We start from the raw sequence: 18,785 nt of genomic DNA, 5'->3' as shown, positions 1-18,785 counted from the left end.
CATAAAAACCCTGCTTCTAAAGAGCAGGGGCTTTGAGAAAACGATGGACATGTCGAGGCAAAATTGCCTGTTCAATACAAAAGAGCGGGTTTCCCCACTCTTTGCCTCGGTAATCGTTAGCATTTCCAATAAAACTATACCATAACCATATATTTAATGCAAATCAAACTCCGCTCAGACGGCTGTCCTCAAAGCTTAAAACAGAGACAGCTGATTTTGATCCGGGAGCGACTCCAGACAGCCGTGGCGGTCTAAATACTCTAAAATGGTTTTTGACACTTTTCCGCGTTTTTGAAGGTCCTCTTTTGAAAGGAACTCTCCTTCTTCCCGCGCTTTTACAATATTGAGAGCGGCATTGGTTCCAAGCCCCGGAATCGAGTTGAACGGCGGAATCAGACTGTTGCCGTCAATGATAAATTCCGAAGCGCTGGAACGGTATAGATCGACCTTCTGGAAAGAATAGCCGCGTTCACACATTTCAAGCGCAAGCTCTAACACGGTCAGGAGGTTTTTTTCCTTCGGCGAAGCATCAAGCCCTTTAGAGCTGATATCATCCATAACCGCTCTGATGGCAGTCGAGCCCTTAATCATCGTATCAATGTCAAAGTCATCTGCGCGCACGGTAAAATACGCAGCATAATATAAAAGCGCGTGATGCACTTTAAAGTATGCAATCCGCACCGCCATTAATACGTATGCGGCGGCGTGGGCTTTCGGGAACATGTATTTGATTTTTTTGCATGAATCAATATACCAGTTCGGCACATTGTTCTTTTTCATTTCTTCTTCCCATTCCGGCGTCAGGCCTTTGCCTTTACGGACAAATTCCATGATCTTAAAGGCCAGTGAAGGCTCAAGGCCCTGATAAATCAGGTAAACCATAATGTCATCACGGCAGCCGATCACTTCGCTCAGTTCACACGTATTGTTGTGTATCAGTTCCTGCGCATTGCCGAGCCATACGTCCGTTCCGTGGGAAAGCCCGGAAATCTGGACAAGCTCAGAGAACGTCGTCGGCTTCGTATCCTCAAGCATCTGCCGCACAAATCGCGTCCCGAATTCAGGAATGCCGAGCGTCCCCGTTTTACAGCCGATCTGTTCTTCAGTGACGCCGAGCGATTCTGTGCCTTGGAAAATCTTCATGACTTCCGGATCATCTGTCGGAATCGTCTTCGGATCAATTCCGCTTAAATCCTGAAGCATCCGGATGACTGTCGGATCATCGTGTCCCAATATATCAAGCTTCAGCAGGTTGTCATGAATGGAGTGGAAGTCAAAGTGAGTCGTTTTCCATTCAGACCCCGTCGCATCAGCAGGGAATTGAATCGGTGAAAAATCGTAAATATCCATGTAATCCGGCACAACGATAATGCCCCCCGGGTGCTGGCCGGTCGTTCTCTTAACGCCGGTGCAGCCCTGTACAAGGCGGTCGATCTCCGCGCCGCGCATATGAAGGTTGTGGTCGCCCGCATAGCCTTTCACATATCCGTAAGCCGTCTTTTCCGCAACGGTGCCGATCGTTCCCGCGCGATAAACATTATCTTCCCCGAACAGCACTTTCGTGTAGTTATGGGCATGCGGCTGATACTCACCTGAGAAGTTCAAGTCGATATCGGGTACTTTATCACCTTTAAAGCCTAAGAACGTTTCAAACGGAATATCATGTCCGTCCTTTTTCAAAGGAGTGCCGCAAGACGGGCAGCTTTTATCCGGAAGGTCAAAACCGGAACCGACTGATCCGTCATTAAAGAATTCGGAATACCGGCAGCTCGGGCACACATAATGCGGAGCAAGCGGGTTCACTTCAGTAATTTCCGTTAAGGTCGCCACAAGTGATGAACCGACGGACCCACGGGAGCCGACGAGATAGCCGTCATCCAAAGACCGTTTGACAAGCTTATGTGAAATGAGATAAATAACGGCGAATCCGTGGCCGATGATGCTTTTTAATTCTTTTTCTATTCTCGCTTCAACAATTTCGGGAAGCTCCTCACCGTAAATGCTTCTCGCGCGCTGATAGCTCATTTCACGGATTTCTTCATCAGCACCCTCAATTTTCGGCGTATACAGATCGTCTTTAATCGGCTTGATCTCTTCGATCATCGAAGCGACTTTCTGCGTATTATGAACTACGATTTCTTTCGCTTTTTCCGCACCCAGAAAAGAGAAAGCCTCCAGCATTTCATCTGTCGTTCTGAAGTGCACTTTTGGCAGTTCATGCCTGTTTAACGGGTTGGCGCCGCCTTGGGAAGAAATTAAGATCTTTCGGTAAATTTTATCCTCATCGTTTAAATAGTGGACATTTCCCGTAGCAACGACCGGCTTATTCAATTTTTCCCCGAGCTTCGTAATGTTGGCGATGATTTCTTTCAGCGCTTTTTCATCCCGGACGAGCTCAAGCTGCAGCAGGTGTCTGTATACTTCCGGCGGCTGCACTTCAAGGTAGTCATAGAAGGATGCGATATCTTCAACCTCTTCAGGTGATTTTTGCATCATGCCTTCAAAAACCTCTCCCCTGTCACAGGCAGAGCCGATTAACAGGCCTTCTCTGTATTTATTAAGCTGTGACCTCGGAATGCGCGGCACTCTGTAGAAATATTGAATATGAGAAATCGACACGAGCTTAAACAGATTTTTCAGGCCGGTCTCATTTACGGCAAGCAATGTTGCGTGATAAGGTCTCGATCTTTGGTAAGCATTGGATTGTCCCATATTCTCATTCAGCTGATCATGATAAAAAATATCTTTTTCAGCCGCGTCTTTGAGCATTTTCAACAGCAGGTATCCCGTTGCTTCAGCGTCAAAGACCGCACGGTGATGCTGGGTTAATTCAATATCAAACTTTTTACATAACGTATTTAAGCGGTGATTTTTAAATTCAGGATACAGGAAACGCGCGAGTTCCAGCGTATCAATGACCGGATTTTTCGCTTTTTCCGTTTTCAGAAGGCGCTTGTACGCTACATTTAAAAATCCCATATCAAAGCTGGCGTTATGAGCCACAAGCACATCATCGCCAATCCATTCTTTAAAATCCCGGACGACGTCAACGACATCGGGAGCGTCGCGGACCATGTCATCCGTAATCCCGGTAAGCTCTATCGTCGTTGCTGACAGCGGATGATGCGGATTGGCGAACGCTTCAAATTTATCAATGATTTCTCCGCCTCTTATTTTGACTGCGGCCAGCTCAATGATCGTGTCATACACTGCGGACAGACCTGTCGTTTCAACGTCAAAGACGACGTATGTGTCTTCTTCCAGGAGACGGTGAGCTGGATTGTATGCGATCGGAACGCCGTCATCTACGATGTTGGCTTCCATTCCGTAAATCATTTTAATGCCGTGTTTTTTCGCGGCAGAATAGGCATCCGGGAAGGACTGCACGACGGCATGATCAGTTAAGGCAATCGCTTCATGCCCCCATTTTTTCGCCTGTTCGACAAGCTTTCCGATTCCCGTTACAGCGTCCATTTGACTCATCGGGGAATGCAGATGAAGCTCTACCCGCTTTTCGCCTTCAGGAGCCGTGTCTTCACGGGTTTCCGCTTTAATTTCATTCACGTCATTTGCAATCATGACGAGGTCTCTGACGAATGTATCGTTTTGGATGCTTCCCCGCGCTTTCACCCACATGCCCTTTTTCAGTGTTTTCATCAAAGCGGCGTCTTCTTTTTCTCTTGCAAACATTTTTACTAAAATACTGTTTGTATAGTCCGTGATTTTGAAAATGCAGAGCGTGCGTCCGCTTTTCAGCTCGCGTGTTTCAGCATCAAACACATAGCCCTGCACCGTAATTCTTCTTTCTTCATCCATGATGCTGTCAAGCGTCCGGATTTCTTCGTTCTCTTTAATTTGATAGCCGATGACAAGCGGGCCGGATGGCGCTTGATCCTCATCGCCCTCTTTTTCCTTCTTCTCCATTTCGATAAGCGCCTGCATCGCCCGCTCCTGATCTTCAGCAAGCTTTTGCTCGCGGAATTTCTGGACTTCTTGGTCAGACACGAAAGTTTCGGTATCCAGCTGCAGTTCCGGAAAACCGAATTGGCGATAGCTGTGCTGAATCAGAGCGCTGTATTTATTTTTGAGCGCCGATGCTTCTGTATCTGTTTTTGTTTTCACGATCAGCTTGTTTCCCTTGAGCTTCGGTTTCTGCTGATTCAAAAGTGCCACCATCGGCGGCGAGGTTCCTTCAAGCTCTTCGATACAGCGTGTCCAATAATCCTGTACAAGCTTCTCTGAGACTCTAGGATCAATGACTTGAATGGACGACGTGACCCGGGCAATGTGAGCAAACGATTGTGTTAATCTCATCATGAATGAGTCATATATTTGATACGGCAAAAGAGCCTTAAAGCGAAATTGAAAATGCCAGGCCTTTTCTGCTTTATGGATTGTCAGTTTATCAATCTCTCCGTCTTCAAAGTATGTCATGAAGGTATCATCTGTCATATTAAGCTGCTGAAGAAGAATCTGAAACTGTCTTCTGTTTACTGATAACTGTTCCATTCAGACAGTATCCCTCCCTTAAAACATCATAAGTGAAGGTACCTCCGCAGGTGATGAGGTACCTTCTTTTTTCTCTATTTTAACATGATTTTGTACGATTCGTTATGGTGATTACTTCGTCTTGATAAATTCAGAAAGCTCATCCACTGAAACTTCGGCAGATTCACCGGTTTTGCGGATTTTTACTTCTACGATGCCTTCATCTGCACGTTTACCGACAGTGATGCGGATCGGAAGGCCGATCAGGTCAGAGTCAGCAAATTTCACGCCTGCGCGTTCAGCGCGGTCATCGTATAACACCTCATAACCTTCGGCTTGGAGTTTACCGTATAGCTGCTCGGCAAGCTCTTTTTGCGCTTCGTTTTTCATATTCAGCGCCAAAATATGAAGATCATACGGAGCAACGCTTTTCGGCCAGATCAGGCCTTTTTCGTCGTGGTGCTGTTCGGCGATTGCTGAAAGCGTTCTTGATACGCCGATTCCGTAACATCCCATCAGCATCGGCTGCGCACGCCCGTTTTCATCAAGGTATGTCGCATTCATCGCTTCAGAGTAACGCGTACCGAGCTTAAAGACTTGTCCGACCTCAATTCCTTCAGCGAAGCGGATCTTGCCTTTTCCGTCAGGTGACGGATCGCCTTCCTGAATGATTCGAAGATCGGCATATGCTTTTACAGACGCATCGCGTTCGATGTTTACGTTTCTGTAATGGCGGTCTTTTTCATTCGCGCCGCTTACGGCGTTTACCATGACTTTCACAGCCTGGTCGGCATAAATCTCAATGTCGCCGGCAGCGCCGATCGGCCCCGCAAATCCCGGCTCCGTGCCAAGCTTCTCCGCTACCTCTTCATGAGACGCAAGCTCAACCACTTCCGCGTTTAGAAGGTTTTTCACTTTTACGTCATTGACCTCATGATCGCCTCTTACTAACACGAGAACAAACCGGTCATCCGCTTTAAACAGCATGGATTTGATGCAGGCGCTCGGTTCAATCTGAAGGAAAGAAGCCAGCTCTTCAATGCTTTTAACATTCGGCGTATCAATTTTCTCCAGCGCCTCGGGTTTTTCATTGGAAGGCTCGCTTTTCATGACAACTTCGGCCATTTCCGTGTTGGCTGCGTAAGAGGATTCATCGGAATAAGCGATGGTGTCTTCCCCTATTTCGGAAAGAGCCATAAATTCATGCGTGTCTTTTCCGCCCATTGCGCCTGAGTCAGCGATAACGGGACGGACGTTTAATTCGCACCGTGCGAAAATGCTGCTGTATGCGCCGTACATGTTTTGGTATGTTTCCTCCAGACTTTCTTCAGAGGCATGGAAAGAATACGCATCTTTCATGATGAATTCGCGTCCCCGCAATAACCCGAAACGCGGGCGTTTTTCATCTCTGAATTTAGACTGGATCTGGTAAAGAGTGAGCGGCAGACGCTTATAAGATTTCACCTCATCGCGCACGAGAGAAGTAATGACTTCTTCATGCGTCGCGCCTAAAGCAAATTCGCGGCCGTGACGGTCTTTCAGACGCATCAATTCAGGCCCGTACGTATACCATCTGCCTGATTCCTGCCATGTTTCAGCCTGCTGAAGGGCCGGCATCAGCATTTCCACCGCGTTGATTTTTTCCATTTCTTCACGCACGATCTTCTGAATGTTTTGAATGACCCTGTAAGCAAGGGGCATGTAGCTGTAAACCCCGCTCGTATTTTGTCTGATAAATCCCGCTCTCAGCAGAAGCTTATGGCTTTTTGCTTCAGCATCAGCCGGCACTTCTCTCAGGGTCGGAATAAGCGTCAAACTTTGTCTCATGTCTTCGCACCTCTGATTTTTTACTAGTCAATTATAAGAATAAACGCTGGATATCGTTCCATGTGACAACCAGCATAAGAAGCATTAAGAAAGCTACGCCGATAAATACGACAAATGCTTCCTTGTCACGGTTAATCGGCTTACCGCGGATTGCTTCAATGAATAAAAACAGCAGCCGTCCGCCGTCAAGCGCCGGGATCGGCAGCAGGTTGACGATTCCAAGGTTGATGCTTAAAAATGCCGCAAACTGGAATAGATTGATGATGCCGGTTTTTGCAACCTGATCCGTCATATCATAAATCCCCACAGGACCCGAAAGCATATCAAGCTTAAACTGGCCTGTCACGATTTTGCTTAAGTTGGTCAGGATCGCCTTTGTGACATCAACAGTAGATGTCGCGCCGTAAGCGATCGCTGCGAGCGCGCCTTTTTCAGTCGGCGCATAAGAGCCGAAGCGGCCGATTGTTTTTTTGTTTTCATCTTTTACGGCTTCAGGGGTAACCGAGATATGAAACGATTTGCCGTCCCGTTTGACGGCGACATCGATTTTTTTCCCGGGATTGTCTTTTACCGCTGTCACGATGTCAGTCCATGACCGCATTTTTTCACCGTTAATGCTCTGGATATAGTCGCCTTCTTGTAAACCGGCAGCCGCAGCACGTCCATTGTCTGTCAGCTTCCCGAGCTCAGGCTGATTCGAAGGCACACCCTGAATAAATCCAAGCATGACGAGAATGACATACGCTAAGATGAAGTTCATAATCGGACCGGCAGCAATCGCCTTAATCCGCTGCCATACGGGTTTTGAACCGAATTGACGGTTGTAAGGCGCAATCTGCACTTCTTCTCCGTCTACGATGAAAAAAGAGGTCTGGCTGACAGTAAAGGCCGCCAGCTCATCTTCTTTCCCCTGCTCGTACCCGGTAATCTTCATTTCGTGCTCAAGATCAGCCGTCTCTACCTCGATAATTAAAGCGTCGGGGTATTTTTCCTTTTGATTAATGATGACTTTTTCCACTTCGTCGTCTTTATTAAAAAGAAGACCGACGGTATAACCCGGTTTGACTTCAATCATCTCCGGATCTTCACCGGCCATGCGGACGAACCCGCCGACCGGAAGGAGCCTGATCGTATACACGGTTTCATTCTTTTTAAATGAGAAGATTTTGGGCCCAAAGCCGATCGCAAACTCACGGCAAAGGATTCCCGCTCTTTGGGCGAGCAGTAAATGCCCCAGCTCATGGAAGAAAACGAGCGTTCCGAAAATAATAATAAACGCGATAACTGTATTCACGAACATACCACCTTATGTGAGTATTGAATTAACGTATCCCCGGGTGTCTTTGTCCACTTCTTGGATATCCGCAAGACTCGGATCCTGAATTACGCTGTGGCGGTTCAATGCTTTTTCAATCAGATCTTCAATCGTTAAGAACGAAATCCGTCCGCCAAGAAAAGCGGCAACTGCTTCTTCATTAGCCGCATTTAAAACCGTCGGCATCGTTCCCCCTATTTTACCTGATTCAAAGGCAAATTGTAAGCAGCGGAACCTTTCAAAGTCAGCTTTCGCAAAATGGAGGCTTCCGATCTCCCATAATTCAAGCCTTTTTGTTTCAGGCAGAGGCAGCCGGTCCGGATATGTCAGCGCGTATTGAATCGGCACCCTCATGTCCGGATTTCCGAGCTGGGCGATGACGCTTCTGTCGTGAAATTCAACCATCGAATGAATGATGCTCTCCTTATGTAAAACAACGTCAATCTGTTCATACGGAATGTCAAACAGCCAATGCGCTTCAATGACTTCAAGCCCTTTATTCATCATTGTAGCCGAGTCAATCGTAATCTTTGCGCCCATCGACCAGTTCGGGTGATTAAGGGCGTCGGCAATCGTTACAGACTCAAGCTCCTGCCGCGTTTTATCTCTGAAACTGCCGCCGGATGCTGTAATGATCAGACGCTCGATATTTTTGCTCTGTTCGCCTTGCAGCGCCTGAAAAATAGCGGAATGTTCGCTGTCGACCGGAAGAAGAGGAACGCCGTATTGTTTTGCGTGTCCTTTCACTATATGCCCGGCAGTGACGAGAGTTTCCTTATTTGCAAGCGCAATTGTTTTTTTCTGTTCAATCGCTTTCAAAGTCGGAATTAAACCGACGCTTCCGAGCAGCGCATTGACCACGATATCCACTTCATCCATGACTGCCGCTTCAATCAGGCCTTCTTCTCCGATGCCGATTTGACATTCATGAGAAAAAGACACCTCTTTCACTTTTTGATATGTATCCATGTCGCCGACTGCTACATATTTCGGCTGAAACGTTCTGATCAACGGTATCGCTTTCTCGGCATTTTTACCGAAAGTCATCGAGACGAGACGGAATTGATCTTGATGCATGCGCAATACGTCTAACGTCTGCTCTCCTATTGATCCTGTTGCTCCTAAAAGACAAATATTCTTCAAAATGCCACTCCCATTCTATGCGTCCAGATCGGTCTTGTTTTCATATTAGCCTTTCTCATGAAAAAAGCGCAAGCAGAAAGTATAAGAACGGCATGACAAACAAAAAGCTGTCAAATCGATCTAAAATGCCGCCGTGCCCGGGAAGGATTTTTCCCGAATCCTTCACATCATAGTGCCGCTTAAGCGCTGATTCAACCAAATCCCCGATCTGTCCGAAAACAGACAGAACAAGTGTGATGACCAAAAGAATCGGGTATGAAATCGGAAGGTGCGCAAACAGCTGGAAAACAGCCGTAAAAATAAGAGCGATCGCAATACCGCCAAGAAACCCTTCCACCGTTTTGTTCGGACTGATTTCAGGCCACAGCTTCCGCTTCCCGAGCGACTTTCCGACGAAATATGCGCCCGAGTCTGTTGACCATATGACAACGCAGGCATAAAAGATATACAAAAGCCCGTTTGTTTCAATGTTTCTGATTTCAATAAAATAATGAAAACACAGTCCGATATATACCGTCGCGAGGACGATGAACCCGACTTCGTCAAACGTAAAGGTGTTTTTCACAAGCACCGTATAGCTGAGAAGTATCAGTACGGCGAAAATCGTCACTTCCATTTTCGCGTCAAAAAAATGATACTCATCCGGCATCATATACAGCCATAACAGCAAGAGGCTGATCAGCCCCGGAAAAGAAAAAAATCTGAGCTTTTTCATCCGCAAAAGCTCAAAAAGCGCTATACTTCCCATCACGTAAACAAATACGGTGAACGGCAATCCTCCGAAAATAACCAAAAATAAAAATAGTGCCGCTGCCAGAACACCCGTTAACAATCTTTGTTTCATTTCCACCATCCTCTAAATTCCGCCAAACCTCCGGCCCCGCTGCTGAAATTCTCCCACTGCCTGCAGAAAGTGATCTTCTTTAAAATCGGGCCACAGGACATCTGTAAAAACAAATTCACTGTAAGCCACCTGCCAAAGCATAAAATTGCTCAGTCTGATTTCTCCGCTCGTTCTGATAAGGAGCTCCGGATCCTGAAGTGATTCTGTCATTAAATGCCCGGAAAAGAGCGCTTCATCAATGTCTTCGATATTCAGCGTGCCGCTTTTCACCTGTTCGGCCAATGCTTTTGCCGCATTGACGATTTCCGTGCGCCCGCCGTAGTTCAAAGCGAAATTGAGAATCAGCCCGTCATTTTGTTCTGTATCTTTTACAGCCTTCTCAATCGCCCTGTACGTATGAGAAGGGAGCGCAGATTCATCTCCGATAATTTTCACCTGTACATTTTCCTCTATTAATTCAGGAAGGTACGTATTCAGGAACTCTTCCGGAAGCTTCATTAAAAAGTCGACTTCCATCTTCGGGCGCTTCCAGTTCTCCGTGGAAAACGCATAAAGCGTCAAAACTTTGACGCCGAGCTGATTTGCGAGCTTTGTCACCCTTTTTACCACTTTCATTCCTTCATGATGTCCGGCAATCCGCGGAAGTGAGCGTTTCTTCGCCCAGCGCCCGTTTCCGTCCATAATAATGGCGATGTGTGCGGGAATTTCACCCTTCAGTATGTCTTCTTTTGTATACCGTTCTAAGTTGGAAGCCGCATTCTGCTGATTCTTCCAATTTTTGAGTATGTTGAGCATGAGATTCCTCCGTCACCCAAAAAGGTTGCATTGCTGATGATCAATGTAATCAACAGTATTAACAAAAAAACCCCCTGTAAACATGAGAGGGTCTTTTCACATTATCTATTGTACATAGTTTTTCATTAAACTTCCATGATTTCTTTTTCTTTGTCCTTTGTGACGCTGTCAATTTTTGACACATATTCATCTGTCAGCTTTTGAACATCTTCACTGGAAGCACGAAGCTCGTCTTCTGTAATGTCTCCGTTTTTCTCAAGCTTCTTGAGTTCATCATTGCTGTCACGGCGGACATTACGGACTGCTACTTTCGCTTCTTCCGCATATTTTTTCACGACTTTGACAAGTTCTTTACGTCTTTCTTCCGTCAGAGCCGGGATCGCGATGCGGATAATTGTGCCGTCACTTGTCGGAGTTACGCCAAGATCAGCTTTCAGGATCGCTTTTTCAATATCGCCGATTGCTGTTTTGTCATACGGTGTGACAACAAGCATACGCGCTTCAGGCACATTGATGGAAGACAGCTGGTTTAAAGGTGTTTGGGCACCGTAGTATTCTACTGTCACTTTATCCAATAGAGACGGGTTGGCACGTCCTGCGCGGACTGACGCCAATTCCCGTGAATAAGCGGCAACCGCTTTTTCCATGCGTTCTTTTGTTTGTGTTAATACTTCGTTTGACAACGTTATTTCCCCCTTACGATCGTTCCGATTGATTCGCCGATTACGGCACGCTTAATATTTCCTTCTTCCATAATAGAAAAGACGATCAGCGGAATATCATTATCCATACATAGTGAAGAAGCCGTAGAATCCATGACTTCCAGCCCGTCTTTTAACACATCGAGATAAGATAATTGTTCGTATTTAACGGCTGACTCATCTTTTCTCGGATCAGCATTATACACACCGTCGACATTATTTTTCGCCATTAAGATCACATCCGCTTCGATTTCAGCGGCACGCAGCGCTGCGGTTGTGTCCGTAGAGAAATAAGGGTTTCCTGTTCCCGCGGCAAAAATCACAACGCGTTTTTTCTCCAGGTGGCGGATGGCTTTTCTTCTGATGTAAGGCTCAGCGACCTGACGCATTTCAATTGATGTCTGCACTCTGGACTGGATTCCGAGAGTTTCAAGACTGTCCTGCAGGGCAAGTGAGTTCATGACAGTGGCAAGCATGCCCATATAATCGGCAGTCGCACGGTCCATTCCTAAGTCACTGCCTGTTTTTCCGCGCCATAAGTTGCCGCCGCCTACGACTACGGCCACTTCGACGTCAAGCTCAGCGATTTCTTTTACCTGTTTAGCTATGGATTGGATGACAGTCGGATTAATCCCGTTTCCCTGTTCTCCTGCCAACGCTTCTCCGCTAAGCTTTAAAACGATACGATTGTATTTTGGTTTTTCCATAATAACCTCCAAGTGTAAACATTGCCGTTTCCTATTATGCAAGAGAAAAAAAAGTTTGTAAATATAGTTTTAAAAATAGGGAACACAAGTAGTGTCCCCTATACTGCCTGAAAAGCCGCGAAAGATTCGCCGAGGCTTTCCGCCATTATTTTTTCACTTGATTCATAACTTCTTCAGCAAAGTTTTCTTGGCGTTTTTCAATACCTTCTCCAACTTCGTAGCGGACGTAAGTTTTAACAGATGCGTTTTTCGCAGCGACAACTTGTTTCACTTTTTCGTCTGGGTTTTTAACGAAAGCTTGGTCTAATAAGCAAATTTCTTCGAAGAATTTGTTCAGACGGCCTTCAACCATTTTAGCTACGATGTTTTCCGGTTTGCCTTCTTGAAGAGCTTGCTGAGTCAGGATCTGACGCTCGTGGTTTGCTTCTTCTTCAGACACTTGGTCGCGTGAAATGTAACGAGGATTTACCGCCGCAACATGCATTGCGATGTCTTTTGCAAGATCTTCGTCAGTTGTTCCGCTAAGAACAGATAATACGCCGATGCGGCCACCCATGTGAAGGTAAGCACCGAACGCTTCGCTGTCTTCTTTTGTAAGAACAGCAAAACGGCGAAGAGTGATTTTCTCTCCGATTTTAGCAACGTTGCTTGTGATGTATTCTTCAACAGTAGAACCGTTTTCCATCTTTTGTCCCATTGCTTCTTCAAGATCAGCAGGAGCGTTTGTAAGAAGGTGGTCAGCAAGCGTGTCCAGAAGCTCTTTGAAGCCTTCGTTTTTTGCAACGAAGTCAGTTTCAGAGTTTACTTCTAAGATAACGCCTTTGTTGCCGTCAGTTTTAATAAGAGTAGAACCTTCAGCAGCGATACGGTCAGCTTTTTTAGCTGCTTTCGCAATTCCTTTTTCTCTCAGAAGGTCGATTGCTTTGTCCATATCTCCGTCAGTTTCAGTCAACGCTTTTTTACAGTCCATCATACCAGCGCCTGTTTTTTGACGCAGTTCTTTTACCTGCTGTGCAGTAATAGCCATTTAAATTCCTCCTTATATGTGTAAACAAGATATGTATAGATACATTTTTCTTGAAAAAAGGTGATAAAAGGCAGTCCCTCTTATCACCTTTTGATTAGGTTACGCAGTTGTCGTTTCTGTTTCAGGTGCAGACTCTTCAGCAGCTTCCGCTTCTTCTTCGCCTTGCTTCGCTTCTAAGATTGCATCTGCCATTTTAGAAGTAAGAAGTTTGACAGCGCGGATTGCGTCATCGTTTGCAGGGATTACGACATCAATTTCATCAGGATCACAGTTTGTATCTACGATTCCGATGATAGGAATGTTCAATTTGCGAGCTTCCGCAACAGCAATGCGCTCTTTGCGAGGATCGATGATGAATAATGCATCAGGAAGATCCTTCATGTCTTTAATTCCGCCGAGGAATTTTTCAAGACGCTCTAATTCTTTTTTCAATTGAACAACTTCTTTTTTCGGAAGTACTTCAAACGTACCGTTTTCTTGCATTTTTTCAATGTCTTTAAGACGTTTAATACGTTTTTGGATTGTTTCAAAGTTTGTTAATGTACCGCCCAACCAGCGTTGGTTGACAAAGTACATGCCAGAGCGTACAGCTTCTTCTTTAACAGAATCTTGAGCTTGTTTTTTTGTTCCGACGAAAAGGATTTTTCCGCCTTCAGCAGCAAGATTTTTCGTGAAGTTGTAAGCTTCCTCTACTTTTTTGACTGTTTTTTGAAGGTCAATGATGTAGATTCCGTTACGCTCCGTGAAAATGTAACGCTTCATTTTTGGGTTCCAACGGCGTGTTTGGTGACCGAAGTGAACACCAGCTTCAAGCAATTGCTTCATAGAAATGACTGACATGTTATTTCCTCCTAATATAATGGTTTTTTTTCCTCCGCTTAAGTCATTTTTGTACAGAACTGCCGCCTGCAGCACCCTCTGCATAAATCGTTAAGCGTGTGTATTTAACACCAAGACATAATATAACACAGCTTTATGCGACAATCAAGAATCCTTTACAGCTTTGCCGCGAAATTTTAAAAACAGCTCGATTTCTGTCTTACCGCTCTTCATCCGTTTGGCAATTTCCGCGGGAGTGAGCCCCTGTTCATATAATTCTGCAACGCGTTCTTCAAACGAATGCGCGCCGCTGTTTTCCTCACTTTCGGCCTGTTCCGTTGCACTGATGAGTTTTTCCATGTGATCCGGAATATCAGGCTCTTTTTGCGGTTTGACGGGCCGGGATTCCGTGTCTTCTGCGTCCGGCGCTTGATCAGCCCGGTTTTTGGCATCTTCGAGTCTTTCATTTTCTTCTTTTAACTCAAGCAGAAACGCAGCAAGGGTGTTTTCCGTCTCTTCAAGAATCTTCTTCTGCTGACGCTCCGTCTCCTTGAGGGCTGAAAACCTCGTGTACAGAATAATGACGGCATAAAGCAGTATGCCGTGAAGCATAAAGCTTAAAAGCCATAATAGTGTTGACATGTTTTTCACTCGCTAACCATGAGTTCATTATTGAATTACTTTTTCAAGCAGGTGCTTTAATTTAAACAGCGCCTTTGAATGAATCTGCGAAATCCGGGAGGTCGAAAGATTCAGGACTTGTCCGATTTCGGTCAGTGTCAGTTCTTCTTTATAAAATAAGCTGACGACAAGCTGTTCTTTTTCAGAGAGCTCGTGAATTTTGCCCGCAAGCTGAGCGATCAGCTCGTCCTTCATGATTTTTTCTTCCGGCGGCACATTTTTGTCATCTCTGATCATGACTTGAATATTCTCACCGTCATCCTGGTCGTGAAGCTTTTCATCAATTGATAAGAGATTGGCAAAAAACCCTTCATTCATCGTTGATACTACGTCCTGCTCCGTCATCCCCAGTTCTTCTGCGATCTCTGAAGACGTCACATTCCGAAGGTAGCGCTGTTCAAGTTTTTCGATCGCCGCTTCGACTTTTTTTGTCTTCTCCCGTGAAGTTCTGGGCAGCCAATCTTCTTTACGCAGCCCGTCGATGATTGCACCGCGAATTCTAAACGAGGCATAGGTATCAAATTTTAAATCCCGGCCGGGGTCAAATTTTTCTAGGGCATCATATAAACCAAGCATACCAAGGCTCATTAGATCGTCTTTATGCACCGACTTCGGCAGTCCGACGGAAATTCTGCCGACATGATATGTGACCAGCGGCATGTAACGGCGCATTAAATCATCACCGGCTTTAGGATCTTTCCACTCTTTCCAGCGCGACCAAAGCACCTGATCTTCATAATTCAAGGATTGCATTGTTATCCCCCTACCTCATACCTTAATTAAATCGTTGTTTCACCTTGTTTAACAGTTCGGATGTGCAGCATGCAGGACTTTGGCTCAAATTCAATCGTCCGGCCGCTTGAGCCGCCGGTATCTTCACTGATGACCGGAATGTTATACAATGAAAGCTGTTCTTTAATGGCCGCTACGTTCCTTGGGCCGATTTTCATCAGATCGTTTGTCATTTTAAACTTAAACATCTCCGCTCCCCCTGCGAGCTTTGCCTTCAGGGCAAACTTGCGGCATCCGGCTTTCAAAAGCATGTCAATCGTCGTCTTTACGGCGGTGTCTGCATATTTTGCGCGGTTCAGTTCCGCCGTTTTCGATAAACCGGAGTCCGGCAGCATCACGTGAACGAGTCCCGCCGTTTGTTTGTCTTTATCGTATAAAACCAGTCCTACGCATGAACCGAGTCCCGAAGTCCGGATTTTATCCGGATAACGCGCGATTTGAACATCCGCAATCCCCACTTTAACAACTGCGGCTTCCGCACGGCTCATAAAGCCGCACCCAATGAGACGAAGAGCTGTTCAAAAGAATCATAGTCCGGAAGCATAAACATATGGGCTTTGAGCTCCTGCCTGCTGCCTTGGTCAAAAATAGAAGTATCCACGACAATGGCATGTTCCCCGACTTGACTGAGCTCCATCAGTCCTTCACTGATAACCGCACCGAACATATCCAGTGAGATTTCCGGCACACTCGGATAAATCTCGAGCTTCGTCAAATCAGCCAATGCCGTTAAATAGGAACCTGCTAAAATATTGCCGAACTCATGTAAAGCAGAAGAACTCAAATGATCTTCACCCAACTGGTCAATATCAAAATCCGGATTTCCGATCAGCTCTCTGATAAACTGTTCCGCTTGATCAAAAGGCATGATGAGAAAGATAGAACCGGTCATGTCGCCTTCCATTCTTAAAAAGATACTGGCGACCGGCGTTTCGGCACCTCCGAAAAAATCAGCGAGCTCATCAAATGTCAATAAGGTCGCAAACGGCACTTCCATGTCTATCTTTCTGTTCAGCAGCTGAGCCATGGCAGAGGCTGAGTGACCCGCCCCGATATTTCCGACTTCCCGCAAAATATCCATCTGCTCTTCTTTGATCGCTTCAAACTTACTCATGTTGTCTTATCCCCTTTAAGCATTCGGCTCTCCGGATGCAGATGCAGAAGCACCTTTATCCAGCACCGCATGCGCATCGATAATATTGAGGAGCCTGTTATCTTGCTTGACGATCTGTTTAATCCACACATCCGCTTCCTTTGTCTGGCTTTCAGGCGCGGATTCAATTTCATTTTCATGCACGGTGATGACGTCATTAGCCTCATCCACAACCCACCCGACATCGGCGTCGCGGTAAGAAATAATGATAATCCGCGTCTCTTCTGTGATGTCCTGTTCAGGCTGGTTCAGACGTTTTCTTAAATCAAGAACCGGCGTAATCACCCCGCGCAGATTGATAACACCGCGGATATAAGGTTCCACACCCGGGACTCTCGTCGGTTTTTGCCACTTTTCAATTGATTTCACCTGGGAAACTGAGATAGCGTATTCTTTCCCGTTTATCATAAACACAATCATTTTTTCACCTGTTTTGATTTCAGCAGTCATAAGGGCACCTCCTCGTGTCGTTTTAGTAGATCAGCGCATTGCAATCAATAATCAGCGCCACTTCTCCGTTTCCGAGAATCGTAGCGCCGGAAATCGCAAAGACGTTCGTTAAATAGTCTCCGAGTGATTTCAGTACGACTTCCTGCTGGCCGATAAAAGAGTCCACGACAAAAGCAGTAGATTTATCGCCCTTTTTCACGACGATCACATGGAACTGATCCGCATCCTGTTTTGAATCCGTAATGCCGAATTCTTTTTTCAGGTAGACAATCGGAACAATCTGTCCTCTGAAATCAATCACTTCTCTGTCATGCGTCTGCAGGATATCTTTCTTTTCGATCACAGCCGTCTCTATAATAGAAGAGATCGGTATCGCAAATGTCTCTTCTTCAAGTTTAATGAGAAGGACGGAGATAATTGAAAGTGTCAGCGGAAGCTGAATACTGAAAAGAGAACCCTGGCCTTCAGCGGATTTGACACTGACCGAGCCGCCGAGTGATTCAAGTTTGTTTTTCACAACGTCCAGGCCGACACCCCGGCCCGAAATATCAGAAATTTGATCGGCAGTCGAGAAGCCCGGAGCAAAAATAAGCTCGTAAATCTCATTATCTTCAAGCGTTTCAGCATCACGTTCGGTGATGACATTTCGTTCGAGCGCTTTTTCGAGAATTTTCTTTCTGTTCAGGCCGGCCCCGTCATCTTCAACCTCAATAAAGACATGGTTTCCGCTGTGATATGCCTTAAGCACGACATGGCCAGATTCCGGTTTTCCTTTATTCACCCGCACTTCAGGCGCTTCGATGCCGTGATCGATGCTGTTTCTGATTAAATGGACAAGCGGATCGCCGATTTCATCAATCACCGTGCGGTCAAGCTCTGTTTCAGCGCCGATGATGGACAATTCAATTTTCTTATTTAATTCCTTTTGAAGCTGGCGGATCATTCTTGGGAAACGGTTAAAGACGGTTTCTACCGGAACCATCCGCATATTCAGAATAATAGATTGAAGGTCTCCTGAGATTCTGGTCAGGCGTTCAACGGTTTCAGTCAATTCATTGTGATCAAGCTCTTTGGCGATCTGCTCAAGACGTCCGCGGTCAATGACAAGCTCTTCAAAAAGGTTCATTGAAGAATCCAGTCTTTCAATGTTGACACGAATCGTTTTCGAGCCGCTGTGATGCTTCGGCTGTTCTTCCGTTTTCGCTTGCGGGTTCGGCTGCTTTTCAGCCTTTTTAACCGGAACGTCCTTCACCGGTTCAGCTGCTTGCGGTTTTTCGGCCGTTTTTAACGGCGCGCCGGCAGAAACTTCGACGTTCTCCACTTCTGAAATGCCGCTGATGAGGTCTTTAATTTCCTCAGCAGACTGCTTTGTCAAGAAGCACACCTGAAAATCCGTTCCGAAATCTTCCGTCTCAAGCACTTCCGCAGCTGGTATCGTTTTTGCGACTTCACCCGCTTCATTCAGCTTTTCAAATATCATGTACACGCGAACGGCTTTGAGCATGCAGTTTTCATTCAGGGAAACCGTTATTTCATAGCGGCTGAATCCTTGCTCTTCTGCCTCTTCGATGACAGTCCGTTCGAACTCATCATAATTCCATTCAGCTGAAGCCTGTTTCGTTGAAGCCGGCGGTTCTGCTGTTTCAGCAGAAGCGGCAGTCTCATGCACCGCGTTTACATCGAGCTTTGCGCTCACTTCAGAAATATCACGTTTGCCGTCTCCTCCGTCAATAATGGACTGTACCATCTCTTCAAGATGATCCAGCGCTTCAAACAGCACATCCAGCCAATCTGATGTGACCGGCATCTCTCCGTTGCGGATGGCGTCCAGCACATTTTCCATCAAGTGAGTTAAATGCGCCAGATCTGTATATCCCATCGTTGCGCTCATGCCTTTCAGCGTATGGGCAGCTCTGAAGATGTCATGCACAATCTGAAGGTCTGACGGATCTTTTTCCAACAGCAGCAGCTTTTCGTTACATGTCTGTAAGTGCTCTTTACTTTCATCAATAAAGACATCTAAATATTGATTCATATCCAATT

16 protein-coding genes are annotated in these 18,785 nt (G+C 46.0%); all 16 read right to left on the bottom strand.

Annotated features, from left to right (window positions below; translation table 11 throughout):
* Nucleotides 1–195: 195 nt before the first annotated feature.
* Nucleotides 196–4,509 (bottom strand): PolC-type DNA polymerase III, encoded by a 4,314-nt coding sequence (locus tag AADZ70_RS04245; RefSeq protein WP_342007769.1) that lies wholly within the window; start codon nt 4,507–4,509, stop codon nt 196–198.
* 111 nt (nt 4,510–4,620) lie between these two features.
* On the bottom strand, nt 4,621–6,315 hold the full coding sequence (gene proS / locus AADZ70_RS04240; protein ID WP_016936092.1) for a proline--tRNA ligase: 1,695 nt from the start codon (nt 6,313–6,315) through the stop codon (nt 4,621–4,623).
* Between the two features lie 31 nt (nt 6,316–6,346).
* Complete coding sequence (gene rseP, locus AADZ70_RS04235; RefSeq protein WP_342007768.1) at nt 6,347–7,615, bottom strand: RIP metalloprotease RseP; 1,269 nt, start codon at nt 7,613–7,615, stop codon at nt 6,347–6,349.
* Nucleotides 7,616–7,621: 6 nt separating this feature from the next.
* Complete coding sequence (gene dxr, locus AADZ70_RS04230; RefSeq protein WP_049628479.1) at nt 7,622–8,773, bottom strand: 1-deoxy-D-xylulose-5-phosphate reductoisomerase; 1,152 nt, start codon at nt 8,771–8,773, stop codon at nt 7,622–7,624.
* Between the two features lie 55 nt (nt 8,774–8,828).
* Nucleotides 8,829–9,626 carry a phosphatidate cytidylyltransferase gene (locus AADZ70_RS04225; protein ID WP_016936095.1) on the bottom strand — a complete coding sequence of 266 codons (798 nt, stop codon included), beginning with the start codon at nt 9,624–9,626 and terminating at the stop codon, nt 8,829–8,831.
* 3 nt (nt 9,627–9,629) lie between these two features.
* A complete protein-coding gene (locus AADZ70_RS04220) occupies nt 9,630–10,412 on the bottom strand; it encodes an isoprenyl transferase (RefSeq protein ID WP_016936096.1) in 783 nt (260 codons plus the stop codon).
* Nucleotides 10,413–10,537: 125 nt separating this feature from the next.
* Entirely contained in the window at nt 10,538–11,095 is a 558-nt protein-coding gene (gene frr / locus AADZ70_RS04215; protein ID WP_016936097.1) for a ribosome recycling factor, read from the bottom strand.
* 2 nt (nt 11,096–11,097) lie between these two features.
* Entirely contained in the window at nt 11,098–11,820 is a 723-nt protein-coding gene (gene pyrH, locus AADZ70_RS04210) for a UMP kinase (protein WP_016936098.1), read from the bottom strand.
* A gap of 145 nt (nt 11,821–11,965) precedes the next feature.
* Nucleotides 11,966–12,847, bottom strand: a complete 882-nt coding sequence (gene tsf, locus AADZ70_RS04205; protein ID WP_047474979.1) for a translation elongation factor Ts — start codon at nt 12,845–12,847, stop codon at nt 11,966–11,968.
* 99 nt (nt 12,848–12,946) lie between these two features.
* Nucleotides 12,947–13,687, bottom strand: a complete 741-nt coding sequence (gene rpsB, locus AADZ70_RS04200; RefSeq protein ID WP_342007767.1) for a 30S ribosomal protein S2 — start codon at nt 13,685–13,687, stop codon at nt 12,947–12,949.
* A gap of 144 nt (nt 13,688–13,831) precedes the next feature.
* Entirely contained in the window at nt 13,832–14,308 is a 477-nt protein-coding gene (locus AADZ70_RS04195) for a hypothetical protein (protein ID WP_049628478.1), read from the bottom strand.
* Nucleotides 14,309–14,335: 27 nt separating this feature from the next.
* Nucleotides 14,336–15,100, bottom strand: a complete 765-nt coding sequence (sigD, locus tag AADZ70_RS04190; protein ID WP_342007766.1) for an RNA polymerase sigma-28 factor SigD — start codon at nt 15,098–15,100, stop codon at nt 14,336–14,338.
* A gap of 26 nt (nt 15,101–15,126) precedes the next feature.
* Complete coding sequence (cheD, locus tag AADZ70_RS04185; protein ID WP_016936101.1) at nt 15,127–15,627, bottom strand: chemoreceptor glutamine deamidase CheD; 501 nt, start codon at nt 15,625–15,627, stop codon at nt 15,127–15,129.
* Nucleotides 15,624–16,253, bottom strand: coding sequence for a CheY-P phosphatase CheC (gene cheC / locus AADZ70_RS04180; RefSeq protein WP_342007765.1), 630 nt, complete (start codon nt 16,251–16,253; stop codon nt 15,624–15,626). The genes cheD and cheC overlap by 4 nt, the downstream gene beginning before the upstream one ends.
* A 15-nt stretch (nt 16,254–16,268) precedes the next feature.
* Nucleotides 16,269–16,742 (bottom strand): chemotaxis protein CheW, encoded by a 474-nt coding sequence (gene cheW / locus AADZ70_RS04175; RefSeq protein ID WP_016936103.1) that lies wholly within the window; start codon nt 16,740–16,742, stop codon nt 16,269–16,271.
* A gap of 22 nt (nt 16,743–16,764) precedes the next feature.
* The gene (gene cheA / locus AADZ70_RS04170) at nt 16,765–18,783 is read right to left on the bottom strand and encodes a chemotaxis protein CheA (protein ID WP_342007764.1); all 2,019 of its coding nucleotides are present in this window, start codon (nt 18,781–18,783) and stop codon (nt 16,765–16,767) included.
* Nucleotides 18,784–18,785 lie beyond the last annotated feature (2 nt).

It is taken from the genome of Bacillus sp. YBsi01 (assembly GCF_038406745.1).
Taxonomy (GTDB): Bacteria; Bacillota; Bacilli; order Bacillales; family Bacillaceae; genus Bacillus; species Bacillus siamensis.
Note: the sequence above shows the minus strand (reverse complement) of the source record. Positions and strands in the feature narration are given on the sequence as shown.

What these genes read in the sequence shown, in the direction of transcription:
- AADZ70_RS04245 (WP_342007769.1), bottom strand. Translation starts at nt 4,509, where the DNA reads ATGGAACAGTTATCAGTAAACAGAAGACAGTTTCAGATTCTTCTTCAG.
- proS (WP_016936092.1), bottom strand. Translation starts at nt 6,315, where the DNA reads ATGAGACAAAGTTTGACGCTTATTCCGACCCTGAGAGAAGTGCCGGCT.
- rseP (WP_342007768.1), bottom strand. Translation starts at nt 7,615, where the DNA reads ATGTTCGTGAATACAGTTATCGCGTTTATTATTATTTTCGGAACGCTC.
- AADZ70_RS04225 (WP_016936095.1), bottom strand. Translation starts at nt 9,626, where the DNA reads ATGGTGGAAATGAAACAAAGATTGTTAACGGGTGTTCTGGCAGCGGCA.
- AADZ70_RS04220 (WP_016936096.1), bottom strand. Translation starts at nt 10,412, where the DNA reads ATGCTCAACATACTCAAAAATTGGAAGAATCAGCAGAATGCGGCTTCC.
- pyrH (WP_016936098.1), bottom strand. Translation starts at nt 11,820, where the DNA reads ATGGAAAAACCAAAATACAATCGTATCGTTTTAAAGCTTAGCGGAGAA.
- tsf (WP_047474979.1), bottom strand. Translation starts at nt 12,847, where the DNA reads ATGGCTATTACTGCACAGCAGGTAAAAGAACTGCGTCAAAAAACAGGC.
- rpsB (WP_342007767.1), bottom strand. Translation starts at nt 13,687, where the DNA reads ATGTCAGTCATTTCTATGAAGCAATTGCTTGAAGCTGGTGTTCACTTC.
- AADZ70_RS04195 (WP_049628478.1), bottom strand. Translation starts at nt 14,308, where the DNA reads ATGTCAACACTATTATGGCTTTTAAGCTTTATGCTTCACGGCATACTG.
- sigD (WP_342007766.1), bottom strand. Translation starts at nt 15,100, where the DNA reads ATGCAATCCTTGAATTATGAAGATCAGGTGCTTTGGTCGCGCTGGAAA.
- cheD (WP_016936101.1), bottom strand. Translation starts at nt 15,627, where the DNA reads ATGAGCCGTGCGGAAGCCGCAGTTGTTAAAGTGGGGATTGCGGATGTT.
- cheC (WP_342007765.1), bottom strand. Translation starts at nt 16,253, where the DNA reads ATGAGTAAGTTTGAAGCGATCAAAGAAGAGCAGATGGATATTTTGCGG.
- cheW (WP_016936103.1), bottom strand. Translation starts at nt 16,742, where the DNA reads ATGACTGCTGAAATCAAAACAGGTGAAAAAATGATTGTGTTTATGATA.